This is a genomic window from Metapseudomonas resinovorans, assembly GCF_002003485.1.
In the GTDB taxonomy this organism is placed as follows: domain Bacteria; phylum Pseudomonadota; class Gammaproteobacteria; order Pseudomonadales; family Pseudomonadaceae; genus Metapseudomonas; species Metapseudomonas resinovorans_D.
The window spans coordinates 12,976-39,613 of record NZ_BDMA01000076.1 but is presented as its reverse complement, the minus strand read 5'-3'; the positions used below and the strand labels follow the sequence as shown (position 1 = coordinate 39,613).

The 26,638-nt window shown below is 64.1% G+C and carries 21 protein-coding genes and 1 pseudogene; 2 read left to right on the top strand and 20 right to left on the bottom strand.

What is annotated here, in order from left to right; translation table 11 throughout:
- Positions 1-63 precede the first annotated feature (63 nt).
- Positions 64-732 carry an SCO family protein gene (locus MnOB_RS21545; RefSeq protein WP_077526265.1) on the bottom strand — a complete coding sequence of 223 codons (669 nt, stop codon included), beginning with the start codon at positions 730-732 and terminating at the stop codon, positions 64-66.
- A gap of 37 nt (positions 733-769) precedes the next feature.
- Positions 770-2,650, bottom strand: a complete 1,881-nt coding sequence (locus tag MnOB_RS21540) for a multicopper oxidase family protein (protein ID WP_077526264.1) — start codon at positions 2,648-2,650, stop codon at positions 770-772.
- Between the two features lie 323 nt (positions 2,651-2,973).
- On the opposite strand from MnOB_RS21540, the gene MnOB_RS21535 reads away from it, so the two are divergent.
- Positions 2,974-3,684 carry a lipoyl protein ligase domain-containing protein gene (locus MnOB_RS21535; protein WP_077526263.1) on the top strand — a complete coding sequence of 237 codons (711 nt, stop codon included), beginning with the start codon at positions 2,974-2,976 and terminating at the stop codon, positions 3,682-3,684.
- Positions 3,685-4,445: 761 nt separating this feature from the next.
- Here the strand turns inward: MnOB_RS21535 and MnOB_RS21530 are convergent.
- The 13 genes and pseudogenes from MnOB_RS21530 to MnOB_RS21465 form a co-directional block, all read right to left on the bottom strand.
- Positions 4,446-5,675 (bottom strand): DUF3422 domain-containing protein, encoded by a 1,230-nt coding sequence (locus MnOB_RS21530; RefSeq protein ID WP_077526262.1) that lies wholly within the window; start codon positions 5,673-5,675, stop codon positions 4,446-4,448.
- Between the two features lie 180 nt (positions 5,676-5,855).
- Positions 5,856-7,984 (bottom strand): annotated as a pseudogene (locus MnOB_RS29830) (methyl-accepting chemotaxis protein).
- A 45-nt stretch (positions 7,985-8,029) separates the two neighbouring features.
- A complete protein-coding gene (locus MnOB_RS21515; protein ID WP_077526260.1) occupies positions 8,030-9,355 on the bottom strand; it encodes an alginate export family protein in 1,326 nt (441 codons plus the stop codon).
- 462 nt (positions 9,356-9,817) lie between these two features.
- A complete protein-coding gene (gene paaZ, locus MnOB_RS21510) occupies positions 9,818-11,878 on the bottom strand; it encodes a phenylacetic acid degradation bifunctional protein PaaZ (protein WP_077526259.1) in 2,061 nt (686 codons plus the stop codon).
- 146 nt (positions 11,879-12,024) lie between these two features.
- Positions 12,025-13,260: an OprD family porin gene (locus MnOB_RS21505; protein WP_107504114.1), complete on the bottom strand. Its 1,236-nt coding sequence runs from the start codon at positions 13,258-13,260 to the stop codon at positions 12,025-12,027.
- A 33-nt stretch (positions 13,261-13,293) separates the two neighbouring features.
- On the bottom strand, positions 13,294-14,940 hold the full coding sequence (locus MnOB_RS21500) for a cation acetate symporter (protein ID WP_077526257.1): 1,647 nt from the start codon (positions 14,938-14,940) through the stop codon (positions 13,294-13,296).
- A complete protein-coding gene (locus MnOB_RS21495; RefSeq protein WP_077526256.1) occupies positions 14,937-15,245 on the bottom strand; it encodes a DUF485 domain-containing protein in 309 nt (102 codons plus the stop codon). The genes MnOB_RS21500 and MnOB_RS21495 overlap by 4 nt, the downstream gene beginning before the upstream one ends.
- A gap of 165 nt (positions 15,246-15,410) precedes the next feature.
- Positions 15,411-16,487, bottom strand: coding sequence for a 1,2-phenylacetyl-CoA epoxidase subunit PaaE (gene paaE / locus MnOB_RS21490; protein WP_077526255.1), 1,077 nt, complete (start codon positions 16,485-16,487; stop codon positions 15,411-15,413).
- Positions 16,488-16,654: 167 nt separating this feature from the next.
- On the bottom strand, positions 16,655-17,188 hold the full coding sequence (gene paaD, locus MnOB_RS21485; RefSeq protein WP_077526254.1) for a 1,2-phenylacetyl-CoA epoxidase subunit PaaD: 534 nt from the start codon (positions 17,186-17,188) through the stop codon (positions 16,655-16,657).
- On the bottom strand, positions 17,175-17,936 hold the full coding sequence (gene paaC / locus MnOB_RS21480; protein WP_077526253.1) for a 1,2-phenylacetyl-CoA epoxidase subunit PaaC: 762 nt from the start codon (positions 17,934-17,936) through the stop codon (positions 17,175-17,177). Before paaC ends, paaD begins: the two co-directional genes overlap by 14 nt.
- Positions 17,937-17,946: 10 nt before the next feature.
- Entirely contained in the window at positions 17,947-18,228 is a 282-nt protein-coding gene (gene paaB, locus MnOB_RS21475; protein ID WP_016493150.1) for a 1,2-phenylacetyl-CoA epoxidase subunit PaaB, read from the bottom strand.
- A 23-nt stretch (positions 18,229-18,251) separates the two neighbouring features.
- Positions 18,252-19,244 carry a 1,2-phenylacetyl-CoA epoxidase subunit PaaA gene (gene paaA, locus MnOB_RS21470; protein ID WP_077526252.1) on the bottom strand — a complete coding sequence of 331 codons (993 nt, stop codon included), beginning with the start codon at positions 19,242-19,244 and terminating at the stop codon, positions 18,252-18,254.
- Positions 19,245-19,672: 428 nt separating this feature from the next.
- Positions 19,673-20,053, bottom strand: a complete 381-nt coding sequence (locus MnOB_RS21465; protein WP_077526251.1) for a hypothetical protein — start codon at positions 20,051-20,053, stop codon at positions 19,673-19,675.
- 195 nt (positions 20,054-20,248) lie between these two features.
- On the opposite strand from MnOB_RS21465, the gene MnOB_RS21460 reads away from it, so the two are divergent.
- On the top strand, positions 20,249-20,596 hold the full coding sequence (locus MnOB_RS21460; protein ID WP_077526250.1) for an MTH938/NDUFAF3 family protein: 348 nt from the start codon (positions 20,249-20,251) through the stop codon (positions 20,594-20,596).
- Positions 20,597-21,441: 845 nt separating this feature from the next.
- Here MnOB_RS21460 and MnOB_RS21455 read toward each other — a convergent pair.
- From MnOB_RS21455 to paaH, 5 genes are all read right to left on the bottom strand, one after another.
- The gene (locus MnOB_RS21455; RefSeq protein WP_077526249.1) at positions 21,442-21,795 is read right to left on the bottom strand and encodes a DUF1428 domain-containing protein; all 354 of its coding nucleotides are present in this window, start codon (positions 21,793-21,795) and stop codon (positions 21,442-21,444) included.
- 277 nt (positions 21,796-22,072) lie between these two features.
- The gene (gene paaK / locus MnOB_RS21450) at positions 22,073-23,383 is read right to left on the bottom strand and encodes a phenylacetate--CoA ligase PaaK (RefSeq protein ID WP_077526248.1); all 1,311 of its coding nucleotides are present in this window, start codon (positions 23,381-23,383) and stop codon (positions 22,073-22,075) included.
- Positions 23,384-23,480: 97 nt separating this feature from the next.
- On the bottom strand, positions 23,481-24,686 hold the full coding sequence (gene pcaF, locus MnOB_RS21445) for a 3-oxoadipyl-CoA thiolase (RefSeq protein WP_077526247.1): 1,206 nt from the start codon (positions 24,684-24,686) through the stop codon (positions 23,481-23,483).
- Positions 24,679-25,128 carry a hydroxyphenylacetyl-CoA thioesterase PaaI gene (gene paaI / locus MnOB_RS21440; RefSeq protein WP_077526246.1) on the bottom strand — a complete coding sequence of 150 codons (450 nt, stop codon included), beginning with the start codon at positions 25,126-25,128 and terminating at the stop codon, positions 24,679-24,681. The genes pcaF and paaI overlap by 8 nt, the downstream gene beginning before the upstream one ends.
- Positions 25,121-26,638 carry a 3-hydroxyacyl-CoA dehydrogenase PaaH gene (gene paaH / locus MnOB_RS21435; RefSeq protein WP_077526245.1) on the bottom strand — a complete coding sequence of 506 codons (1,518 nt, stop codon included), beginning with the start codon at positions 26,636-26,638 and terminating at the stop codon, positions 25,121-25,123. Before paaH ends, paaI begins: the two co-directional genes overlap by 8 nt.

Here is a 26,638-nt window from a genome sequence, read left to right as displayed (position 1 = left end):
GCAGCTTCGCCGCCCTTGGCGAATGAATTCGCCCCTACAAGAATTGCCCAGCTGGTCCGCGCCTCAAGCCGGCAAGCTCGCATCCTTCCCATTGTGCGAAGTGAAGTCCACCGACCGGTCCACCATGTTGATCGCTGCCACCAGCTGTTCAGGCTGGGAGCGGGCCGAAGCCATGGTCCATTGGTCATAGCGGTCGTTGCCGATCCGCACCATGCGGATATGGGTGGTGCGGTCGGCGTCGACTACCGGGTCCGGATCGAAGAAGCCGAGCTTGCGCCGCAGCTTCTCCAGGTCCGCCGGGTCGCCTGTGAGGAACAGCCAGCCCGGGCCGACGTGGTGGGACTCGGCGTACTCCCTGAGGATTTCCGGCGTATCCAGCTCCGGTTGCAGGGTGATGGAGTACATGAAGACATTCTTCCCGGCGCGGTCGCCCAGCAGCTTCTGCGTGCCGCGCAGGTTGGCGGTCATGGTGGGGCAGAGGCCGCCGCACATCGTGTACATCATGTTGAAGGCCACCACCTTGTCACGCATGAGGTCGTCGTAGAGCTTCACGCGTTTGCCCAGGTGCGTGTAGAGCGTGAGGTTTGGGAAGTAACGGGCGCCGAAGCTGTCGCCCTCAGCGTACTCGGGTTCAGGGGCGGCCCAGTTGCGGCCCACCAGGCCGGCGCCCAGCGCGGCCAGGCCTGCGGCAGCCACACCGGCGCCGAACAGCAGGTTTCTGCGAGTGTTCATCTGGCATCTCCAGTAACGATCAAGGATTGGCTGTGGCTTAGCTGACGCTGCACCCGGCTGGCGTTTCGGGGGGCGTGTCGTCCTCGATGTCCCAGCGCATCATCATGCCGTGGTCCTCGTGGATCACGTTGTGGCAGTGCATGACGTACTTGCCGGTGAAATCGCGGAAGCGCAGGAACACCCTGACCGCCTCGTTCTTGCCGAGCACATAGACGTCCTTGCGTCCTCGCTCGTGTTCCGGAATGGCCACGGGCACGCCGTTGACCGTCTTGCTAAGGATGCGGCCTTCCTCGAAGTGGATGTGCACCGGGTGCTGCCAGCCGCCGCTCTCGTTGACCAGCTCCCAGATCTCGCACTCGCCCTTGTCGATCTTCGCGCTGGTCTCGAGGATGTTCTCCGGTTTGCCATTGACCGCCCATTCGCCGCCCTTGCGGTCGAACACCCAGCGGCGCACCTTGGCCCGTTCGATTTCCTCGTCGCACAGCGGGCGCAATGGCCGCAGCACATCGGGCACCTGGCTCAGGTCCTGCTCCGGCGGGTCGCGGTCCACCAGCAGCTTGAGCACCTTGGTGCCGGAGCCATCGACCTTGTCCGGCCCCTTGGTGGTGTCCTGGATCAGGCGGTTGGTGAGGAACAGCTCGGTGCCGATCGGGTACTTGGAGAAGTCGACCACCAGGTCCGCGCGTTCGGCGACGCCCAAGTGCACCTTGCCCATGTTGCGGATGGGTGCGGGCAGCAGATTGCCGTCGTTGGCAATGTAGGTGAAGGTCTGTGCCTTGCCCTTGCTGTCGTGCAGGTAGAACTCGTAGAAGCGCGACGGGCCGGCATTGAGCAGGCGCAGCCGGTATTTGCGACGGGCGACCCGCAGCACCGGTTCGATCTTGCCGTTGACGAGGGTCTTGTCGCCCAGGGTGCCGTCGGGGCTGAAGCGGTCGAAGACCAACTGGCCCTTCGCGTCGAAGCGCATGTCGTTGAAGCTCAGCATGTAGTCGTACGGGAAGCTGGGCAAACGCAGCGCTTCCGGGCTCGGGTCCTTCTCGTTGCCGGAATCCAGGTGGTCGAAGATGACGTAGAAGCCGAACATCCCGCGCACCACGTTCTGCGAGGTGGCCTGCCAGGTGTGGTCGTGGAACCACAGCGTGCCGAGCGCTTCGCGGTAGTCGCCGATGCCGTTCTGCATCTCGTCCAGGCCGGCGTAGACGTTGGGGTAGAAGTGGTCCTTGTACTCGCCCTTGTAATCCATGGTCAGGCCCTGCTTCTGGGCACTGAAGAAGTCGCCAGGAAAACCGTCACTTTCCGAAGGGCAGTGCAGGTTGTGCAGGTGCACCGAGATATAGGGAACGCCGACGCCGACGTGGTCCTTGGGCAACTTGCAGTGGAAGCGGCAAAGCACCGGCTGGCCGTAGCGCGCGAAGATGATCGGGCTGAAACTGTCCGGGGTGGAGTCGGCGGCGCGGTAGCTCCAGACCTTGATTTCCGGCAGGTCGGGGTGAGCCTTCCACGGGCGTTCCACCACATTGATTTCGTACATCGTCGGGTTGACGCCCAGTTCGTCATAGCGCTGGTGCGGCTTGCGGCCGCATTCGCCGTGTTCTGCGTCGGCGGTTGCGGAAGGCGGGGCCACCTGCACGCCGTCGGCGCCATGCAGCACGCTGACCGGGTTCAGCGGACTCATCTGGTTGGGAAGGAATTCCTTCCACGGCGTGGTTCTCGGGCTGGTTATTTCCGAGGTGTCGCTGTCCTTGGCCTGGCTGTCGCTTTCCGCGAGCAGAAGGGGCAGGGCGCTGGCGGCAGCGGACCATTTGAGGAATGAACGGCGGTTGGTGTTGGCGGGTTGTTCTGATTGTTGGTGGCTGTCGCCGGTGGCACGGCTGGCGACAAACGAGGTTCCCCTGTACAGCAAGCGAGAGATATTCACGGCTGCGGTCCTCCACAGCTTGATTGACGGTGAATTTTCGATCGCTCTGACTGCTTCAGAAGCACCTCGTACCGGTCGGCCTTATTGGCTCTGTAGTGATTGCCGGTCGAAGCGTGTAACGCGCTTTTTGAAACAGGTTGAAACAAACTTATAGGAGGCAATTCCGCAGTGCCATCATTCACCTGAGTGAAAACCGCCTTTGGCGGACTGGCGGCTGAACTACGGATACGAACGGTATAAAAGTACAAATGGATGAGTGACTTATCGCGGCAAAGCGTTGGCGCTTGAAGGCCGCTGGAAAGTTGACATGTGCGGGAGGAGAGATGCACCAGGTTTCACACTATGCGGTAGGCGAAGGGCTGGACGCGGAACGTCAGCTGCTGGAGCGCGTTCAGCAGGGCGAAGGTGAGTGCGGGCTGCTCCTGTGGCGACCACGGGAAGCTGCCCTGGTCATGCCGCAGCGCATGAGTCGGCTGGCTGGATTCGCCACCGCCGGCTCGGAATGCCAGGCGCTGGGCTGGCCGATCGCCTTGCGCGACAGCGGCGGCGAGCCCGTGCCGCAATCGCCGGCGGTGCTGAATGTGGCGCTCGTTTACGCGTTGCCGCCCCGTGAGAGCGAGCTGACCCGGATCGAGAACGCCTACCTGCGACTCTGCCAGCCGATGCTCGACTGGCTCGCCGGCATGGGGCTGGAAGGCGGGTTGGGTGAGGTGGACGGGGCGTTCTGCGACGGTCGTTACAACGTCACCCTGGAGGAACGCAAACTGGTTGGCACGGCCCAGCGCTGGCGACGCCGGCGCGACGATCACCGACATGTGGTACTGGCCCATGCCGCCGTGCTGATGGAAAACCAGCGCGAATCCATGGTCGAGGTGGTGAATGCCTTCTATCAGGGCTGCGAGATGGAAAATCGCTGCCGCGCCAGCAGCCATATCGCCCTGGACGAGTGCGTGGGGCAGGTGTGGAGCCGGCTTGATTCACTTCGTGATTGCTATCGCCGGACACTGAGCGAGGCGGGTCTGAATCTGGAATGAGCAGGACGGGAAGGGTAGCCATTCGTCAGTGAATAGAAGTAATTCACATTTGGCATCGAATGTCGCTTGACTGAAAAATGAGAATCATTATTATTACAACCACTGGCCTCGCGGCCAGCTGGATAAGCTGACAAGCCCAGTTTCGGACTCATCAGATTATCTCCTCATCAGGCTAATCACGGTTATTGACCCGGCAATTTGCCGGGTCTTTTTTTGCCTGCGAATTCATTCGCCAGGCGGGACGCAGCCCCGCCGTAGGTTGGTCCGAGGAACGAGGCCCAACAGCGGACTTCCGGGAATCGTTGGGTTTCGCTGCGCTCTACACCAACCTACGGGAGGTTTGAGTGGTGTGTAGGGTGGATCACGCTTCATCGATCCGCCATCGGCGCTCGGCCTGGACTCGTTGGTGGATGTGAAGAGCGACATCCACCCTACGGCTGAGGCGTTGGCACTCATTTGTAGGGGCGAATTCATTCGCCAGGCGGGACGCAGTCCCGCCGTAGGTTGGTCCGAGGAACGAGGCCCAACAGCAGACTTCCGGGAATCGTTGGGTTTCGCTGCGCTCTACACCAACCTACGGGAGGTTTGAGTGGTGTGTAGGGTGGATCACGCTTTACCGATCCACCATCGGTGCTCGGCCTGGCCTCGCTGGTGGATGTGAAGAGCGACATCCACCCTACGGCTGAGGCGTTGGCACTCATTTGTAGGGGCGAATTCATTCGCCAAGCAGGCCGCAGGTCTGCCCATCGGACTTGCAGGGGTCAATGCCTCTTCGCTTTCCTGATCCGCATGAATATCACCCCGAGAATCAGCGCGACCACCGGCGTCATCACCAGGATCGCCGTCTTCGGCGATATATCCAGGCCGATGGTGTGCAGGCCGCCGTAGAACAGCTTGAACAGGCTCAGCAGGTAGTAGCTGATGGCGATGATCGACAGGCCTTCCACCGCCTTCTGGATCTTGATCTGCGTATCGGCGCGGGCGTTCAGGCTGCGCAGGATCTCCGAGTTCTGTTCTTCCACCTCCACATTGACCCGTGCCCGCAGCAGGTCACTGAGATTGGCCACGCTCTGGCCCAGGCGCACCAGGCGCTGGTCGGTGGCCGCACAGTAGCGCACGGTGGGACGGAAACGGCGTTCGATGAACACCCCCAGGCGCTGGCAATCATCGATGTGGGATTCGCGCAGCTCATTGATGCGCTCGAAGACGATCTGCGCGTACGCCTCCGTGGCGCTGAAGCGCTGGCGGGTGCGGGCGGTGCTGCGCACGATGCGGGCGGAGAGGGCGGCGATATCCGTCGACAGCTCCTTGGCGCTGCCCTTGCCCTCGGCGTTGCGGTCGGAAAGCCGGGCCAGTTCCTTGTCGTATTCCTTCAGCTGCACGCTCACCGCCTGGGCAACCGGCAGGGTGAGCGAGGCCATCATGCGGTAGGTCTCGATTTCCAGCAGGCGGCGGATCATCCGGCCAAGGCGATAGGCATTGAGCCGGCGGTTGACCAGCAGGATGCGGTTCACGCCGTCTTCGCTCAGGCGGAAGTCCGACCAGGCGATGGCATCGCCGCCGCCCAGGGTGGAACCGGATGGGTCCTTGAACCCGTACGCGGCGGTATCGCCCGCCCAGTTCGTATCCGACTCCACCAGCACCTGGTCGGCATTGATCAGCAGGTGGCGATGGTCGGCCACCAGGCTCTCCAGCACCGCCGGCAGGGGCGGCCAGAATTCATCGCCCGCATGACGCGGCACCACCAGGGTCAGGGTGAAGAACTCGGTGTGGCGTTCCCATTTCAGGGTGTTCTCGCCTTGGCGCAGGAGGCCCTGGGAGCCATTGCTGGCCAGGGGCGCATCGGCGGTCTGGTTGAGGCGCTCCACCAGGGCGTCGCAGACGTCCTCGGCATCGGAAAAAGCGAAGTGATAGACGTTGGCCGGATCACGGAAATAGATCGATGGCCGCGAGTGCAACTCGTTATGCAGGGCTTTGCGAAGTGGATGCATGGGGAATTCTGCGGGCAGGGAGGTTTTCTTCGATGACGCGGCCAGGTCATGGCGCGGTCACACCCGCGAAGAACTTGTGGCAGGAGCCACCGACCAGTCGGGGCGGGTAGCCCTTCAGGCCGGTGGCGACGGGGAGTGGCGACGGAGCCGCCGGATGACGCTCCTGAGTCTTGTGGACCCCTAGGCGCGAAACTGTTGCATCAGCCCCTGCTGATGGTTGGCCAACTCGTTGAGCTGGCGACTGACCTGGGCCGATTGCTCGGCCTGTCCGGAGAGCGATTCTGTCACGTCGCGGATGGCTTCGACGTTGCGATTGATCTCGTCTGCGACGCTGCTCTGTTCCTCGGCGGCACTGGCAATTTGCAGGTTCATCTCGGTGATCAGGTTGACGGCCTCGCTGATGCGCTCCAGGGCCGCCGCAGCCTGTTGCACCTGGCTCACGTTCTCCTGGGCCAGGCCGTGGCTGCCGTGCATGGCCTGGGTCACATCGCGGGTGCCGTTCTGCAGGTTGTCGATCACCTGGCGGATCTCTTCCACGGAGTCCTGGGTGCGCTGCGCCAGGCTGCGCACCTCGTCGGCCACCACGGCGAAACCGCGCCCGGCGTCGCCAGCGCGTGCGGCCTCGATGGCGGCATTCAGTGCCAGCAGGTTGGTCTGCCCAGCGATGGAGAGGATCACCTCCAGCACCGAACCGATCTGCTCGCTGCTCTGGGCCAGCGTCTGCAACTGGGCCATGGCCTCGCTCATATCCCGCGCCTGGGCGTGAATGGCGCTGGTGGTGAGGTTGATTACCTCCAGGCCTTCGCGACTGGCCTGGTCGGCGTTACGCGCGGCATCGGCGGCCTGCGCCGCACTTTGCGCCGAGGCGTTGGCCGTCGCGGACATTTCATGCAAGGCGGTGGCCACCTGGTCGATCTCGCGGAACTGCTGCTGCATGCCTTCGCTGGTCTGGCGCGCGATCAACGCCGACTGGTCGGCGGTATCACGGGCGTCGCGAACCGAACCCTGGACCTTGGCGATCACCGGTTGCAGCTTGTCGAGGAAGCGATTGAAGGCCAGTGCCAGGCGGCCCAGTTCGTCACGCCGGGCGTAGGTCAGGCGGCGGGTGAGGTCACCCTCACCGTCGGCGATGTCTTCCAGCATGCCGGCCAGTCGCAGCAACGGACGCGTCACACCACGGGCAGCCAGCCAGATCATGGCAACGCCCAGTAGCGCCGCGACCGAGCCGAGGATGAATTCCAGTGCCGAGCTTTGCAGGCGTTCGTCATCCATCTGCACTTTCAGCGCCTCGGCGGGCGCCAGCAGCACCCGCTGCGGCACGCCCAGCAGCACGCCCCAGGGCTTGGCCCCGGCGATGGGGGAGAGGGGTTCGAGCACACTGATCTGCCCCTTGTCGATAAAGGCGTGGGGCTCGCTACGGCTGAGGAAATCGAGGAATTCGGTGGCCTGGTCCGGTAGCACCGCCTGGAGGCGCTTGCCCAGCTGGGCGGCATCCTGGCTATGGCCGGCGACCACGCCGGATGGGCTGATGATGCTGACGCGGCCATTGCCCTCATAGAGTTCACGGCTGCTGGTCAGCGCGTCCTGTTGCAGGCTGTCGAGACTGATATCGAGGCCGATAACCGCCAGCACCTTGCCATTCTCCAGCAGCGGGAACGCGATGCTGGTGACCAGCCTGCGAGCGCCAGAGGACTCGTCGAAGTACGGCTCCAACAAGCACAGCTGCCCGCTGTCGCGCGGGCAGGTGAAGAAGGCGTTGAACGGGGCGCCGCTTGGGCCGGGGGAGGTGTCCGCCAGCAGTTTCTCGTCGCCCGGGACGGCCTGCAGTTCGCCCGGTTTGGCTTGCAGCCAGTACAGCGCGTAACGCCCGGTATCGTTGCTGCCGAGGTCGTTGCGACCGCGGAATTCGGCGTCGCGGCCATCGAGGGCATCGGGCTGGAAGATCAGGAACAGCCCGAGCAGCTCAGGTCGCTGCTCCACGGCCTTGCGCAGCTCCCCGGCCAGTTCTCCCCGCAGGGTTTCCGCACTGATCTCGCCGCGTGCCGCACGCTCGCGCAGGTAGAGCAGGTGCCGCGCCAGACCGAGGCCATATTCGTGGGTGCGGGTGAAGCTGCGCTGGATCTGCAGGGCCTGGACCTTGCCCAGGGCCTGCAGGTTGAGGCGCGCGGCTTCGGCGAGCATGCGCCCCGCTCGGTGCTGGCGCGGGTCTGGTAGAGCGACAGGCCAACCAGCAGCCCAACCACCAGGATCAGGCAGATGCTCGCCAGGAGGGTGATCTTGCTCTGGATGCTGAGGCTGGAGCTGGACATGGGCGCGATCGCTTGGGAAGCCGGGGCGTTGCCGCCCCGGAAAGGTCAGAAGACGGTGACGAACACCAGCTGGCTGTAGAGGTTGCTGTCGTCGCCGCCGAGCTGGGTGCCGCCTTCCTCTGCGCTGCGGTCAGGCTTGTAGAGGCCGACCAGGGGCATGACGATCAGGTTGTCGCTCACCGCCCATTCGGCGTAAAGATCCAGTTCGCGGCCGTCGGTATTGCCCAGGTCGCGGTCCAGGGTGTTGAAGTCGAACCACAGGGCGCCGAGGCTCAGGTTCTCCAGCGGCGACACCTTGAAGGCAACGTGGTGGACCTGGGTGTTGGTGTTGAACGGGCCGGCGTAGTTGGCCGCCACCTCACCCTGGAACCAGGTGCCGTAGCCACGGCTGAAGCCGGTGAACAGTGCGTCGTAACCTTCCGAGAAACGGCTGTAGCGGTAGCTGACATTCGGACTCCAGGCCACATCGGAGAAGGTCCAGCCGGCTTCCAGATACCAGGCGTTCTCGTCGTCGACGTCCTTTTTGTCCTGCCAGGCGTATTCACCGGAGAGGAACAGGTTATCGACCCCGGCATTGCCCTGGCCGCGCACGCTATAGGTCTTCATGCCGTCGCGCTCGGCCTGGAAGGGCGATGCGAATTCTTCGTCGACATCGCTGATGTCGATGGCGGTCAGGCCCAGGGTGCCGGCTTCGGATACATGCTCCAGGTTGCCGACCACCATCTCGGTCTTGGCCTGGGCGCGGTTGTCGGATTTCAGCCACATCAGGTCGCCGCGCAGGCCATCCTTGCCGCCGAGGCGCAGCACGGCGGTCTGGTCGAACGCCTTGCGTGCAGCCAGCCAGTAGGCGCCACCGCGGTTGAACTCGCCATCGGCAAGGCCGTTGCCGAGGTTCAGGGCATCGCCATTGATGAGGAAGCCGTCGCCGATCATCAGGTTCTGGCGGCCGAAGGAGAAGTCCACGCCGTCTTCGCCCAGGGCGTCGAACAGTTGGCCGGAACGCCAGCCGAGATAGGCGTCTTCGATCTTGGTAGTGCGCTCGGAACCGTCGGTGAAGCCAGCCGCGTCACCGTCACCCCAGGTGCCCGAGCTGAGCATGTTGAAGGCGCCATAGCTGGTGCCGGCCCCCGCCAGCCCCTGATCGAAGCTGATGCCGTACTTGGCATAACCTTCACGCCACGACGACGACCCCTCGCTCTTCGAACCAGCGATAGCGTAGTTCTCCTGGCTGTGGAAGAAGCCGTACACGGCCTCCAGGGTTGCATTCAGATGGGCGTCTTCGTCGGCGTACAGCTCGTAAGCACCCGCCTGAGTGGCGGCGCCCACCAGTAGAGCGAGGGTGGAAAGTCGGAACAGGTTCGACCGGAACATCGCGAGGCATCCTTCTTTTTGGAATTGGCAGCGGAGCGTTTCTGCGTCCGGATACTAAGGAGTTGCTGTGCGCTGGCCTTGTGCCTGCTTGCCAAGGGCTTGAGGCTGCGTGCCAGATTCGGAATGGGGGGGAACATTCGCCAAGCGGGACGCAGTCCCGTCGTAGGTTGGTCCGAGGAACGAGGGCCAACAGCAGACTTCCGGGAATCGTTGGGTTTCGCTGCGCTCTACACCAACCTACGGGAGGTTCGAGCAATGTGTAGGGTGGATCACGCTTCATCGATCCACCATCGGTGCCATGCCTGGACATCGCTGGTGGATGTGAAAAGCGACATCCACCCTACGGCCTGGGCACGGTTGTCCGTAGGGTGCGCCGTGCGCACCGGAGTTTCCGCGCAGGTTCAAGCAGGGCCAAAAAAAACCGGCCCTAAGGCCGGTCATAAACTCACGCAGCGACTCGGTTTACACAGCCTCGGGGCGTTTCAGCACCAGGGTCAGGATGTCGTAGCTGGCCACCAGCTCGCCGTTCTGGTTGGTGACTTCCACGTCCCAGGCCACCACACCTTGCGGCTCGCCTTTCGGGCTCTTCTTGCCCTGGTCGATCTTGCGCTTGCAGGTCAGGCGCGCCTGGATGGTGTCGCCGATGCCCACCGGGGTGATGAAGCGCAGGCTGTCCAGACCGTAGTTGGCCAGTACCGGGCCGGGGGCCGGGGAGACGAACAGGCCTGCGGCGGCGGAGAGCACGAAGTAGCCGTGGGCGATGCGCTTGCCGAACTGGGATTCCTTGGCGGCCAGCTCATCGAAGTGCATGTAGAAGTGGTCGCCCGACAGGCAGCCGAAGTTGACGATGTCGGCTTCGGTGACGGTGCGACGGTGGGTCAGCAGGGACTCGCCGATCTGCAGCTCGTTGAAGTAGCGGCGGAACGGGTGTACTTCGGTCTCGACCACCTTGGCGCCACGCACGTATTCGCCGGTGACGGCGGCCAGCATGGTGGGCGAACCCTGGACGGCGGCGCGTTGCAGGTAGTGCTTCACCGCGCGCAGGCCGCCCAGTTCTTCACCACCGCCAGCGCGGCCGGGGCCGCCGTGCTTGAGCACTGGCAGCGGCGAGCCATGGCCGGTGGATTCGGCAGCAGCTTCACGGTCGAGGATGTGCAGGCGGCCGTGCAGGGCGGCGGCTTGCGGTACCACGCGGGCAGCCACTTGCGGGTCCTTGGTGACCAGGCTGGCTACCAGGCTGCCTTTGCCACGGGCGGCCAGGGCGATGGCTTCGTCGATGTCGTCGTAGGCCATCAGGGTGCTCACCGGGCCGAAAGCCTCGATGTCGTGGGCGCCGCCTTCGGCGTGCGGGTCACGGGAGCGCAGCAGGGTGGGGGCGAAGAAGGCGCCTTCGTTCACGCCGTCGCCACGCGGGGCGAAACCGTCGCGGGCACCGAACAGCAGGTCGCTGCTGCCGAGCAGGGCGTCCAGGCGCTCGGCCACGTCGGCCTGCTGGGCATGGGACGCCAGGGCACCCATCTTCACGCCTTCAACAGCAGGGTCACCGACCACGACCTTGGACAGACGCTCACGCAGGCGTTCGGCCACGGCGTCGATGTGCTTGGCGGGGACGATGGCACGGCGGATTGCGGTGCACTTCTGGCCGGCCTTGACGGTCATCTCGCGGGCCACTTCCTTGACGAAGAGGTCGAACTCCGGGTCGTCCGGGGTGATTTCCGGAGCGAGGATGGCGCAGTTCAGCGAGTCCGCTTCGGCGTTGAAGGGCACGGAGTTGCGAATCAGGTTGGCGTTCACGCGCAGCTTGGCGGCGGTGTCGGCGGAACCGGTGAAGGTCACCACGTCCTGGCCTTGCAGGCGGTCCAGCAGGTCGCCAGTGCTGCCGATGATCAGTTGCAGGCTGCCTTCTGGAAGCAGGCCGGACTCCTGCATCAGGCGCACGGCGGCTTCGGTCAGGTAGCTGGTGGCGGTAGCCGGTTTGACGATGCACGGCATGCCGGCGAGGAAGCTCGGGGCGAACTTCTCCAGCATCCCCCAGATCGGGAAGTTGAAGGCGTTGATGTGTACAGCCACACCGCCACGGGGCACCAGGATGTGGGTGCCGGCAAAGGTGCCCTGCTTGCCCAGCGGCATGGCCGGGCCTTCGTGGACGATGTTGCCCGACGGCAGTTCGCGGGCGCCGACGCCGGCGTAGCTGAACAGGGTGGAAGCGCCGCCCTCGATGTCGATCCAGCTGTCGGCGCGGGTCGCGCCGCTATGGCGCGACAGCGTGTAGAGCTGTTCCTTGTGTTCGGTCAGGTACAGCGCCAGGGCCTTGAGGCGTGCCGCGCGCTGCTGGAAATCCAGCGCCATGAGGCTGCTGATACCGCGTTTGCGGCCGTGTTCGATGGCTTCGGAGAAGTCCAGGGCTTCCTCGTGGGCGCGGGCGATCGTGCTGCCGTCGACGGCACTGCGCAGTGCCTGGGCGCCTTGCTGGCCGATCCAGCGACCGCCGATGAAGCTTTGCAGCGTGGGGGCGTTACTCATGAGGAATTCTCCGTGGAAAAGGGCCGGCGCAGAGCACCGGCGTTCATTCTTGGTTCGTAGGAGCGAGGGGGACGCCCAGTTCTCTGCTCGCAAAGGCCGGTGGCCGATTGGTTCGCGGGCAAGCCCGCTCCTACAGGTTGGGTGCCTTACCAGAGGGCCAGCGTGTAGCCGAGGATCAGGCGGTTTTCATCGATATCGGTATTCAGTCCGTTGCCGGACCTGAAGGTGACGTTGCGCCAGCGCAGACTGAGGCCCTTCACCGGGCCGCTCTGGATCACGTAGGCCAGATCGCTGTCGCGTTCCCATTCCTCGCCTTCGTCGCCGGTCGCGGTCTTGACGTTGCTGCCGTCGACATAGCGGGTCATGAAGGTCAGGCCCGGGATGCCGAGGGCGGCGAAGTCGTAGTCGTAGCGCAGTTGCCAGGCGTCTTCCTCGGCGCGGGTGAAGGTGTTGAAGGTCACCAGGTTGACCACGTAGGGGTCGCCGCCATTGAGGAAAGGGAAGGCGCTGTCGCCGGACATGCGCTGAAACGCCGCGCTGATCCGGTGGGCGCCCTTGCCCAGGCTGAACATGCCGTTGAAGTTGCGGTTGTCGATTTCACCGGCGCGCTCGACGCCATCGCCGCGGCTGTCGAAGTAGCGGATGTCGCTCTTCAAATTAAAGCCGTCGGGCAACGGCAGTGTGTGCACCAGGCCGACGAACTGCTGGCGGTAGATGTCATCCAGCAGGCCGTAGTAGTAGCTGACCGCCAGTTGCGGGTTGATGGCGAAGCTGCCGCCGGCGAAGTCGAAGGCGTCGCTGGTGGCGGCGCCGAAACCGATGTCGTCGCGGCCAGAGGAGTCGCGCAGGTTGGTGCGGGTCAGGCGGCCGCCGTTGAAGGTCAGGCCGGCCAGCTCCTGGCTGGTCAGCATGCCGCCCTGGAACGTGGAAGAGAGCAGGCGGGTGTCGTTATAGGAGGCCACTGGCAGCAGCGGCTGAAGGGTGCCCAGGCGCAGCACGCTTTTCGACGCACGCAGCTTGGCGGTCAGGCCCAGCTCGCTGTAGTCGTCCACTGGCTCTTTGGTCGCCGGGTCGAACGGCAGCAGGCCGGTACCACGGCGGTCGCGGCTGGAATCCAGCTTCACACCCAGTTCACCAATGGCATCGAGGCCGACGCCGACCGTGCCTTCGGTGAAACCCGACTCAAGGCGCGCGGTAAAGCCCTGGCCCCATTCCTCGGCCTTGGACTGGGCGGCGCCGTCCTGGCGGAAGTCGCGATTGATGTAGTGGTTGCGCAGCTCCAGGCTGCCCTTGCTGTCTTCGATGAAACCCGCCAGCGCCGAGGTGGCAAAGGGCAGGGTGAGCGCCGCAAGCAGCGGCGCAGTGGTACGGCTTTGGGTCATTGTTCTTGTATCCATCGTCCGGTCGTTCTGGGCTCAGTGGCGGCTGGCAGCGGCTGCGCCGATACCGGTCATGGAGCGGATGAACTGGGCCAGGTAACGGCCGCGTTCTTCCTTGGCACGCTCGGAGGCATCGGTCACCGAAAGCAACCAGGCACTGAAGAACGCCAGGCCCATGGAGAACAGCGCCGGGTTGGAATACGGGAACAGCGCCTTGTCGTGATGCAGCACGTTGACCCAGACAGCCGGGCTCAACACCAACAGGACGATGGCGGACAGCAGGCCGGCTACGCTGCCGGCAACCGCGCCACGGGTGGTCAGGCCTTTCCAGAACATGGAAAGGAACAGCACCGGGAAGTTGACCGAGGCAGCGATGGCCAGAACCAGGCCGGAGAGGAAGGCGATGTTCTGCGACTCGAACAGCAGCCCGAGGATCACCGCCATTACGCCGATGCAGAGGGTGGCAATTCGCGAAACGCGCATCTCTTCACGCTCGCTGGCCTTGCCCTTGCGGATCACGCAGGCATACAGGTCGTGGGAAACCGCCGAGGCGCCGGACAGGGCCAGGCCGGCCACCACCGCCAGGATGGTGGCGAAGCCCACGGCGGAGATGAAGCCGAGGAACAGGCTGCCGCCGACGGCGTGGGACAGGTGCACCGCAACCATGTTGCCGCCGCCGATGATGGCGCCGGCCGCGTCGCGGAACTCAGGATTGGTGCCGACCATGACGATGGAGCCGAAGCCGACCACGATCAGCAGCAGGTAGAAGTAGCCGATGAAGCCGGTGGCGTAGAACACCGATTTGCGCGCTTCCCTGGCGTCGCTCACGGTGAAGAAGCGCATCAGGATGTGCGGCAGGCCGGCGGTGCCGAACATCATGCCGAGGCCGAGGGAGATCGCGTCGATGGGGTTCGACAGCAGGCCGCCCGGCGCCATGATGGCCGCGCCCTTGGCGTGTACCGAGGCGGCAGCGGAGAACATGGCTTCGGTGCTGAAGCCGAAATGCTTGAGCACCATGAAGGCCATGAAGGTGGTGCCGGAAAGCAGCAGCACCGCCTTGATGATCTGCACCCAGGTAGTGGCCAGCATGCCGCCGAAGGTCACGTAGCAGACCATCAGCACGCCCACCAGCATCACGGCCTGGGTGTAGGAGAGGCCGAACAGCAGCTCGATCAGCTTGCCGGCGCCGACCATCTGCGCCACCAGGTACATCAGCGCAACGGTCAGGGTGCCGAAGGCCGCGGTGATGCGGATCGGGCTCTGCTGCAGGCGGTAGGACACCACGTCGGCGAAGGTGTACTTGCCGAGGTTGCGCAGGCGCTCGGCGATCAGGAACAGGATGATCGGCCAGCCGGCGAGCACGCCCAGGGCGTACAGCAGGCCGTCGTAGCCGTTCATGAACATCATCGCGGAAATGCCGAGGAAGGACGCCGCGCTGATCATGTCACCGGCGATGGCCAGGCCATTCTGGAAGCCAGTAAGGCCGCCGCCAGCGGTGTAGAAATCCGCGGCCGAACGGGTGCGCAGCGCGGCCCAGCGAGTGATGCCGAGGGTGAAGAGCACGAACGCCAGGAACATGTAGATGGCGTTCCAGTTCAGCGGACGGCTCGCGGCATCGGCCGCGAAGGCGCCCTGGGAGGCCACGAGGCCGGCGGCAAGCAGCAGGGAGGCGAGCGCTTTCATTGGCCGCACTCCTGCTTGAGCTTGTCATTCAGCGGATCGAGGACGCTGTTGGTGCGCTTCACGTAGATGCCGGTGAGCGCGAAGGAGACAACGATGATGACCACGCCCACCAGCATGCCCACGCTGGTGACGCCGCCGTTGAGGGACTGGCCGAGCACGCCGGGTGCGAAGGCCACCAGCAGCACGAAGCCGTAGTAGATCACCAGCATGGCGGCGGTCAGCGACCAGGTCAGGCGCTGTTTGCGGCGGACCAGCTGGATGAAATCCGGGTTCTCCCGGATGCGATCGAGGTCTTGCGGGGTCATGGTTGCTCTCTCTTTTTGTGATTGTCGAGGCGCCCGTTCAACGGCCGACGGCAAGGCTGCTTGTGTCGAACGGGGTACTGCTGGCACTGCGTTTCGGATCTTTCGTAGGAGCGAGCTCTGCTCGCGAAGAGCTTCGCGAGCAGAGCTCGCTCCTACGGGTGTCGCTTAGAGTTGGTCGAAGTCCAGAACGACTTTTTCGCTGATCGGGAAGGTCTGGCAGGACAGCACGTAGCCGGCGGCCACTTCGTAGTCCTCCAGGGCGAAGTTGCTGTCCATCTCCACCTCACCTTCGACCACCTTGCACTTGCAGGTCGAGCACACGCCGGCCTTGCAGGAGTAGGGCAGTTCCATACCCTGGGCGTTGCCGGCGTCGAGCACGCTGGCGCTGTTGCGCGGCAGTTCGAAGGTCATTTCGCGGCCATCAGCGATCACGGTGACCTGGCTGGTGGCGCTGTCAGTGGCGCGGGCGGCTTCGCGGGCTTCACGCTTGGCGCTGCTGCCGGCGGCGGCGAACAGTTCGAAGTGGATGCGTTCAGCGGCCATGCCGTTGGCCTTGAGCTGGTCGCGTACCGTCTCGGTCATGGCCTGCGGGCCGCAGATGAAGGCGGCGTCCAGGGCCTTGACGTCGATCCAGCGGGAGAACAGCTGGCCACATTTGTCGGCGTCGATCCGGCCGTTGTAGAGGTCCACGTCCTGTTGCTCGCGGCTGAACACGAAGATCAGGTTGAGGCGCTGCAGGTAGCTGTTCTTCAGGTCTTCCAGCTGCTCGCGGAACAGTGCCGAAGCGCTGGAGCGGTTGCCGTAGATCAGGGTGAAGTGGCTGTTCGGCTCGCTTTCCAGGGTGGTCTTGATGATCGACAGGATCGGCGTGATGCCACTGCCGGCTGCCACTGCCAGGTAGTTGCCGTGACGCGCAGCATCCAGTTCGACGAAGAAGTGGCCGGAGGGCGGCATCACTTCCAGGCTCTGGCCGGCTTTCAGGCTTTCATTGGCAAAGGCGGAGAAACGGCCGCCGGCCACGCGCTTGATCGCCACCCGCAGCTCGCCGTCATTGACGCCGGTGCAGATGGAGTAGGAACGGCGGACCTCCTCGCCGTCCATCTGGGTGCGCATCACCAGGTGCTGGCCCTGAGTGAAGCGGAACGCCTCGGTCAGGTCGGCGGGAATGTCGAAGGCGATGGATACCGCATCGCGGGTTTCCGGGCGCACTTCTTTGATCTTCAGGCTGTGGAACTTGCTCATTGTTCTTCTCCTGCGGCATTGCCGCGCGGAGGGCGAATACAAACGTCGCGAGCGAAGGTCAGGCTAGGCGGAAGCAGCCGAGGAAGCGGAGTTTACGTCTGTAAATGAGCATTCCGAGGCTGTTTCCAACGACGCATGGCCGAGCGCAGTAGTTTGTGTTCGTCCTCCTAGATGCACTTGAAATAGTCGAAAGGCTCTAGGCAGTCGCGGCAGCGGTACAAGGCTTTGCACGCGGTGGAGCCAAACTGGCTTAGCAGTTCTGTTTGGGCGCTGCCGCACTGCGGGCAGCACACATCGCCGGCGTCGCCCATCAGGCTGCGCTTGCTGGTGCTGCCGGCCGGCGGGGCGATGCCGTAGGCGCGCAGGCGCTCGCGACCGTCGGTGCTGATCCAGTCGGTGGTCCAGGCCGGTGTCAGGCGGCGCTCCAGTTTCGGCGCGGCGAAGCCAGCACCTTCCAGGGCCTGCTCGATGTCGTGCTCGATCACCTCGGTTGCCGGGCAGCCGGAGTAGGTCGGGGTGACCACCACATGCAGGTGGCCGTCCTGCCAGTCGAGGCCACGGACGATGCCGAGGTCGACCACGCTGACCACCGGCACTTCCGGGTCCATCACCTCGCCCAGCACCGACCACGCGCGCGCCAGATCATCCGGCGCGCCGGGCCTGGCGCCACGGTCGCTGGTAATCAGCTCACCAGGACGCATCGGGGTGGGCCCGCTGGAGGAATTGCATTTCGGCCAGCAGCAGACCGAGGTGCTCGGTGTGCAGGCCTTTGCGGCCGGACAGGTAGAAGTAGCTCGCCGGCTCCGGCATCGGCAGGGTCGCGCTGGCGAAGATGTCGGCAACCTTGGACTTCCAGGCTGCGGCGACTTCCGCCGGATTCGGCGCAACGCCCGCCTCGAACAGGTGCTGTTCCACGTCGTCGCTGTTCACCAGTTCGACGGTGAAGCGCCAGACTTCATTAATCGCCGCCAGCATGCGCTTGTGGCTTTCCTCGGTGCCGTCGCCCAGGCGCTCGACCCACTCGCTGGAGCGACGCAGGTGATAGGTGACTTCCTTCAGGGCCTTGGCGGCGATGCCGGCAACGCGCTCGTCGTTCGACTGCGAGAGGCCATGCAGGACCTGGAAGTGCCAGGCGTCGAAGAAGAATTGCTTGGTGATAGTCACGGCGTAGTCGCCGTTGGGCTGTTCCACCAGCAGCAGGTTGCGGTAGGCGCGCTCGTCGCGGCGGAAGGCCAGATGATCGGCGTCACGGCCGTCTTCCAGCAGTTCGGCGGCGTAGTCCAGCCAGTTGCGGGCCTGGCCCACCAGGTCGAGGCCGACGTTCATCAGCGCCAGCTCTTCTTCCAGTGCCGGGGCGTGGCCGCACCATTCGCACAGGCGCTGGCCCTGGATCAGGGCGCTGTCGCCGAGGCGCAGCAGGTATTGGATGAGGTCTTCGCGTTGAGTCATGGCAGCGGCCTCACATGTGGCCGACTTCGGCCGGCAGCTCGTAGAAGCTGGCGTGGCGGTAGACCTTGTCCTGGGACGGGTCGAACAGCGGCTCTTTCTCGTCCGGCGAGGAAGCGGTAATCAGCGCGGACGGCACCACCCACAGGCTCACGCCTTCGTTGCGGCGGGTGTACAGCTCGCGGGCGTTCTCGATGGCCATGCGCGCATCGGCGGCATGCACGCTGCCGACGTGTTTGTGGTTCAGGCCGTGCTTGCTGCGCACGAAGACTTCAAAAAGGGTCCACTCGGACATGATTCTTATCTCCTCGAGACGGCTCAGGCGGCGTCGCGTTTCTGTTGTTGTTTGCGGGCATGGGCGACAGCGGCTTCGCGGACCCAGGCGCCGTCTTCGATGGCCTTGCGGCGGGTGGCGACGCGCTCGACATTGCACGGGCCGTTGCCCTTGAGCACTTCGTAGAACTCTTCCCACTGGATGTCGCCGAAGTCGTAGTGGCCGCGTTCTTCGTTCCACTTCAGGTCCGGATCCGGGGCGGTGCAGCCGAGCAGTTCCAGTTGCGGTACGGTCTGGTCGATGAAGCGCTGGCGCAGTTCGTCGTTGCTCTGGCGCTTGATCTTCCAGGCCATGGACTGGGCACTGTTGGGGGAGTCGGCGTCGCTCGGGCCGAACATCATTAGCGACGGCCACCAGAGGCGGTTGATGGCGTCCTGGACCATGTCCTTCTGGGCCTGGGTGCCGTGACGCATCATGTGCAGCAGGATTTCGTAGCCCTGGCGCTGGTGGAAGGATTCTTCCTTGCAGATGCGGATCATGGCGCGGGAGTAGGGGCCGTAGGAGGTCCGCTGCAGCACAACCTGGTTGACGATGGCGGCGCCATCCACCAGCCAGCCCACGGCGCCCATGTCGGCCCAGCTCAGGGTCGGGTAGTTGAAGATGCTCGAGTACTTGGCCTTGCCGCTGTGCAGCTTGGCGACCTCTGCGTCGCGGTCGGCGCCCAGGGTTTCCATGGCGCTATACAGGTAGAGGCCGTGGCCGGCTTCGTCCTGGATCTTGGCCATCAGTTGCAGCTTGCGTTTCAGGGTCGGGGCGCGAGTCACCCAGTTGCCTTCCGGCAGCATGCCGACGATCTCGGAGTGAGCGTGCTGGGAAATCTGGCGGATCAGAGTCTGCCGGTAAGCGTCCGGCATCCAGTTCTTCGCTTCGATCTTGATCTCCGCGTCGATCTTCTCCTGGAAGGCGCGTTCTTCGGAGGACATCTCCTCCAGCGCTTTCACGCGCTTCACGCCGGTCTCAACCAATTGTGCGTACATGCCGTTCTCCAGCCATGCAGGGTTCGTGGGGTGGCTTGGCCATGGCGCTATTTTTAAATGATACGAAATCAAATATCAAACACTAAAACGTGTATCGAATAGAGTTTTTGTATCGGATTGACGATCGGTTGCGGGGCATCCGCGCATAAGAGATAGGCTGGGGGAGGGGGTTTCGTGGTGATTGTGGATGTCAGGAGAAATGCGTGGGAAGGCCATGTTGCGGGGTTTTCGGCGGGGTGCGGTGGTGGGAGAGGGGGATCGATTCAGGCTAAAGCTGTAAAGCGATACGCAGATTTATGAGTGTTGCTATTTTGGTGTTCTGTTTGTCGGGGTAGTGGAAGGAGGCCCATTTCTTCGGCGGGCTGGGGCCTGGACGCAGCCGCCTCTCTCTCGCAGGACAGGTTACTGCGAGGTGGCCTGGAGCCGAGTCACTGACCGAAGCCAGGACTCGTGAACATCACGGAGTTCGGGTCATTGAAGCGGATCACTACCCCGCGAGTCCGGATGCGGTGATCAAAGCGGTGGTCAAAGCGCGGATCGACGATAAAGAACCGCGAATTCGTCTTGCCAAAGCCGTGACTGCTGTGGAACCGGTTGAAATTGTGGTGGTGATGCCTGAATCCGTGGTGGTGATGCCTGACGCCCATGTGGCTGCTGCGGTGGTGGAAGCCTCCAAAGTGGCTGCCGCCGCGTCCACCGGCCAGCATCATGGCGCCGCTGGTGTCGTTGCTGGGCCAGGGTGCCCCGGCAGTTGCCTGGCTCCCGCCGAAGCAGGCGAGGAGCAGAACCAGAAGTTTGAGGATGCGCATGGCGAACCCTCCACACTCAATTCCCCCGGAACTTGCCCCCGTACTACCCATTATAGTTTTCGATGGGCGCCCCCCCCCCGACGCAGGGCGACGTACCGGCATTGCGAATGAGGGCGCCATACTGGATGGAGCGAGCCCCTGTTCCGGGGACGCTATCGCGCTATTCCTGGCTGTGTGGCGCAGGTGGAGGTGGGTATGCACTTCGAAGCCTTTTCCTTTGGCTCCATTACCATCGATGGAGTCACCTATCCCCATGATGTGGTGATCGCCCGTGGCCAGGTCAGCAAGCGCCGGAAGAAGCCGTCGAAGAAGTTTCGCGATGCCTATGGCCACACCCCGTTGTCGATCGAGGAAGATATTCCCTGGGATTGCCGGCGCCTGGTGATCGGTACTGGCACCGGGGCATTGCCGGTGATGCCTGAAGTCAGGCGTGAAGCGGAGCGCCGGGGCATCGAACTGATCGTGGTACCGACGGCGGAGGCCATCGAGCAGTTGCAGGAAAGCCTGGGGTATACCAATGCAATCCTGCATCTCACGTGCTGACTGTTGGGGCGAAGCCGCCCCTTCAAAGTTCGAATGGCGAACCTTCGGTCCGCTTAGCGATTGAAATCGCCCCCACAGGGTTTGTGCCCGGCTTGGATCTTGTGCTCCTTGTGGGAGCGAATTCATTCGCGAAAGGACAGCGAAGCTGTCCCCGAAGCCATAAGGCAGGTCTTCGACCTGCATCGCGATTGAAATCGCTCCCACAGATCGAGCTCAGCGCCGGCGCTTTTGTAGGGGCGAATTCATTCGCCAAGGGCGGCGCAGCTGCCCCCTGAAGTCCGATGGCGAACCTTCGGTCCGCTTGGCGATTGAAATCGCCCCTACAGGGTTTGTGCCTGGGATCGGATTGCTTCTCCTTGTGGGGCGAATTCATTCGCTATGGGCAATGAAGCTGCCCCTGAAGTCCGAATGGCGAACCTTCGGTCCGCTTGGCGATTGAAATCGCCCCTACAGGGTTTGTGTCTGGGATCGGATTGCTTCTCCTTGTGGGGGCGAATTCATTCGCCAAGGGCGGCGCAGCTGCCCCCCTGCGATCCCGATGGCGAACCTTCGGTCCGCTTGGCGATTGAAATCGCCCCTACAGGGTTTGTGCCAGGGATCGGATTGCTTCTCCTTGTGGGGGCGAATTCATTCGCCAAGGGCGGCGCAGCTGCCCCCTGCGATCCCGATGGCGAACCTTCGGTCCGCTTAGCGATTGAAATCGCCCCCACAGGGTTTGTACCTGGGATCGGATTGCTTGTCCTTGTAGGGGCGAATTCATTCGCCAAGGGCGGCGCAGCTGCCCCCGGCGAGCCCTAGTGGCGAACCTTCAGTCCGCCCCCACAGAGCCCCAGTCCAGCAAACAATCAACCCTCCACCAACACCTCAAACCCACCAAAGACCATCCGCTGACCATCGAAAGGCATGGTGCTCGGGTCGGGTTTCATGCGCGGGTCTTCCATGGTTTTCTTCATACCTTCATCCCTGGCTTGCTTGGACGGCCAGGTGATCCATGAGAAGACCACGGTTTCGCCTTCCTTCAACTTCACTGCCATGGGGAAGGACGTCACCTTGCCCTCGGGCACGTCATCGCCCCAGCACTCGACGACACTCAGGGCGCCGTACTCCTTGAAGACGCCGGCGGCCATCTCGGCCAGCTTGCGGTAGGCCTCACGGCTGGCGGTAGGTACCGGTACCAGGAATCCATCTACGTAGCTCATATCCATTCTCCTTTCTGGATGGTGTGAAAGGGCATTGCCTGTCATATCCCGAACGCGCAGGGATTACGCGCCCGACTCCCTAATAAGTCGATCTGGATAGCGTCGGTTCGACAGACTCGCCACGTGGATGGTGTTTGCGCCGACCAGCGGTCACTGCGCCGAGAGGCAAAATCGCGCAGTCCGATCAGGGTGGGCGCGGTGGTGCCGTGTGACAGAGGGTTGATTACTGCGGCCAAGAAAAAGCCCCGCCTAAGCGGGGCTTTCTGATTTTAAAGGCTTACTTGCCGCGATTGTCGTACACGTGGCAGGCCTTGCCTTCGGAGCGTTTCAGCGAGTAGCTGGGGCGCAGGACGATGCGCGAGCTGATGCCGATGTAGGTCTTGATGTACTTGGAGAGCTCGTTGCACAGCGCCTGCTGTTGCGACTCGCCGAGGTTGTCATGCTCATGCTTGAGCTCGACGTGTACCTCGATGCTGTCCAGGTTGCCGTTGCGGAACAGGTGGATCTCGTAGTTCTCGGACAGTTGCTTGACCTTCAGCACCTGCTCTTCGATCTGCGTCGGGAACACGTTCACGCCACGGATGATCAGCATGTCGTCGCTGCGGCCGGTGATCTTGTCCATGCGTCGCATCGGGCGTGCGGTGCCCGGCAGCAGGCGGGTCAGGTCGCGGGTGCGGTAGCGGATCATCGGCAACGCTTCTTTCGACAGCGAAGTGAACACCAGCTCACCCATCTGGCCGTCCGGCAGCACTTCGCCGGTCACCGGATCGATGATCTCGGGGTAGAAGTGGTCTTCCCAGATGGTCGGGCCGTCTTTGGTTTCCGCGCATTCCATGGCTACGCCCGGGCCCATGATTTCCGACAGGCCGTAGATGTCGAGGGCGGTGATGCCCATGCGCTCTTCGATGGCGCGGCGCAATTCGGCGGTCCAGGGCTCGGCGCCGAAGATGCCGAGGCGCAGGGCCAGCTCGTGCGGGTCGATGCCCTGGCGCTCGATCTCGTCGGCCAGGTTCAGCATGTAGGACGGGGTGACCATGATGATGTCCGGCTGGAAGTCGCGGATCAGCTGGACTTGCTTCTCGGTCTGGCCGCCGGACATCGGGATCACGGTGCAACCCAGGCGCTCGGCGCCGTAGTGGGCGCCCAGGCCGCCGGTGAACAGGCCGTAGCCATAGGAGATGTGCACCTTGTCGCCCTTGCGGCCGCCGGCGGCGCGGATCGAGCGCGCCACCACGTTGGCCCAGGTGTCGATGTCGTTCTGGGTGTAGCCGACCACGGTGGGCTTGCCGGTGGTGCCGCTGGAGGCGTGGATACGCACGATCTCGCTCTGCGGCACCGCGAACATGCCGTAGGGGTAGTTGTCGCGCAGGTCGTTCTTGCCGGTGAAGGGGAACTTCGCCAGGTCTTCCAGGGATTTCAAGTCATCCGGGTGCACGCCTTTTTCGTCGAAGCGCTGGCGGTACAGCGGGACGTTCTCGTAGGCGTGCTTGAGGCTCCAGCGCAGGCGCTCCAGTTGGTGCTGGCGCAGCTGGTCGACGCTGGCAGTCTCCATCGGGTCAAGCAAGGCGGTGTTGGCAATCATGTTCATAGTTCACTCAAATTATTTTTGTACGGAAGCCGCAGGCTTCTGAGTGCTGATGAGGAGGATACTCCTCACCCGTTTTTCAAATCCTGGTTCTTGCGTTTCAGAGCCTTTCAATGATCAGGGCGATGCCCTGACCCACGCCGATGCACATGGTGCAGAGGGCGTAGCGACCCTGGCGTTCTTCCAGTTCGTGCAGCGCGGTGGTCACCAGGCGTGCACCGCTCATGCCCAGCGGGTGGCCAAGGGCGATGGCGCCGCCGTTGGGGTTCACGCGCGGATCGGTGTCGGAAAGACCCAATTCGCGCAGCACGGCGAGGCCCTGGGCGGCGAAGGCTTCGTTGAGTTCGATGACGTCCATATCGGCCAGCGACAGGCCGGTCAGTTCCAGCACCTTGCGGGTCGCCGGTACCGGGCCGATGCCCATGATGCGCGGCTCAACGCCGGCGGTAGCCATGCCCACCACGCGGGCGCGGGCCTTGAGGCCATGGGCCTTGGCCGCGGCGCTGCTGGCCAGCAGCAGGGCGCAGGCGCCGTCGTTCACGCCCGAGGCGTTGCCGGCGGTGACGCTGCCGCCCTGGCGGAACGGCGTGCCCAGCTTGGCCAGCTGTTCCAGGGTGGTGTCACCGCGCGGATGCTCATCCTGCTCGACGATTTTCGCCGGGCCTTTGCGCTGGGGAATTTCCACCGGGACAATTTCCTTCGCCAGTCGGCCATTGGCCTGGGCGGCGGCGGCGCGCTGCTGGCTGCGCAGGGCGAAGGCGTCCTGGTCTTCGCGGGAGATATTGAACTGCTCGGCCACGTTCTCGGCGGTTTCCGGCATGGAGTCGATGCCGAACTGGCCCTTCATCAGCGGGTTGACGAAGCGCCAGCCGATGGTGGTGTCGAAGATTTCCGCCTGGCGAGAGAAGGCGCTGTCGGCCTTGCCCATCACGAAGGGGGCGCGGGACATGGATTCCACGCCACCGGCGATCATCAGGCCGGCTTCGCCACAGCGCAGGGCACGGGCGGCGTTGCCGATGGCGTCCAGGCCGGAGCCGCAGAGGCGGTTCAGGGTGGTGCCGGGCACGGTCACCGGCAGGCCGGCGAGCAGGGCGGACATGCGTGCGACGTTGCGGTTGTCTTCGCCGGCCTGGTTGGCGCAGCCGTAGATCACGTCGTCGATGGCGCTCCAGTCCAGTTCAGGGTGGCGCTGCATCAGGGCGCGCATGGGCACGGCGCCGAGGTCGTCGGCGCGCACCGCGGACAGGGCACCGGCGTAGCGGCCGATGGGCGTACGCACGGCGTCGATAATCAGGGCGTCATTCATCAGGGGTCTCCTGCGCGAGTACCGAGCCGCGCACTTTGTAGGACTTGCCGTGGAAGAGGGCGATCAGTTGCCCGTTCTGGTTTTCGATGCGTACGTCGTAGTTGCCGGTGCGGCCGCTGCGGCTTTGCTCGATGGCCTGGGCCGTGAGGGTGTCGCCGAGGCGTGCCGGGGCCACGTAGTCGATGCTGCAACCGATGGCGACGGTGGCCTCGTTGTAGGTGTTGCAGGCGAAGGCGAACGCCGAGTCGGCCAGGGCGAACAGGTAACCGCCGTGGCAGGTGCCGTGGCCCTGGACCATGTCTTCGCGCACGCTCATGCCGACGCGGGCCTGGCCGGGTGCCACGGAGAGCAGGCGCATGCCCATGGCCTGGCTGGCGTTGTCGCGCTCGAACAGCTCGCTGGCGCAGGCTTCTGCGAGGGAAAGGGCTTCGTGGTTAGTCACGGAAATTCCTCCCTTCGGCCACCTGGCGACGCAGCAGCAGGGAAGGGCGGTAGCGCGCTTCGCCGTAAGCCGCCTGGAGGTTTTCCAGGGTGCGCAGTACCACCGGCAGGCCGATGGCGTCGGCCCAGGCCAGCGGGCCTTGCGGATAGTTCACGCCAGCACGCATGGCCAGATCGATGTCGCCGGCCGAGCCCACGCCTTGCAGCACGGCATCGGCACCTTCGTTGGCGAGCATGGCCACGGTGCGCAGCACGGCGAGGCCGGGGATGTCACTGAGTTGGCTGACCTTGAGGCCGGTGCGTTGCAGCAGTGCCACCGCCTGGTCACGAGCCTGTTCCGAGGTGCTGGCGGCGCAGGCGATGCCGAGGCGGCTGGCCTTGGCGTAGTCGAGGGCGAGGTCGATCAGCACCAGGTTGGCGATGCCGTCCTCGCGGGAACGTTGGCTGGCCAGACGGCCATCGGACAGGGCGATCACGGCGTCGCCGACCCGCAGCACACCGCTGCCGTCACGACGGACCACGTTCACGCCGGCATCCGCCAGGCGCTGTACCAGGGGCTCGGCAACACCCAGGCTGCCTTCCACCAGGCAGGATTCCACGCTGGCGTCGCTGGTCAGCTCGGCTGCTTGCGGGCGCTCGGCGCCTTCGGCGTAGCTGTAAAAACCGTGACCGCTCTTGCGGCCCAGGCGGCCGGCGTCCACCAGCTCCTTCTGGATCAGCGAGGGCTGGAAGCGGAAGTCGCCGTAGTAGGCATCGAATACCGAGCAGGTGACGGCGTAGTTCACGTCATGGCCGATCAGGTCAGTCAGTTCGAAGGCACCCATGCGGAAGCCGCCCGCGTCACGCATCAGCGCGTCGAGGGTGGCGCAATCGGCGGCACTTTCCTGCAGCAGGCGCAGGCTTTCGGCATAGAAGGGGCGCGCCACGCGGTTGACGATGAAGCCCGGCGTGGAGCGGGTATGCACCGGCTGCTTTCCCCAGGCCTTGGCGGTTTCGTACAGGCCGGCGGCGAGGTCGCGGTCGCTGGCGAGGCCCGAGACGATTTCCACCAGCGCCATCAGCGGTGCCGGGTTGAAGAAGTGCATGCCGATGACCCGGCCCGGATGCTTCAGGCCCGCAGCCAGGCTGGTGATGGACAGGGACGAGGTGTTGCTGGCGAGGATGCAGTCGGCGCTGCACAGTTCTTCCAGCTGGCGCAGCAGGCCGCGCTTGACCTCCAGGTTCTCGACGATGGCTTCGATCACCAGGCTGGAATCGGCCAGGGCCTCAATGGCCTCGACTGGTTGCAGGCGGGCGACGATCGCGGCGCGGGCCTCGGCGGTGAGTTTGTTCTTCTCCACCAGGCGGCCGAGCTGACGGTCGATGCCGTCGATGGCCTGGGCGGAGGCGCCGGGGCGGTTGTCGTAGAGCTTGACCGGATGGCCAGCCTGGGCGGCGACCTGGGCGATACCGGCACCCATGGCGCCGGCGCCGATCACGGCAACAGGGGCGGAAGTGTGAAGGGCAGGCAT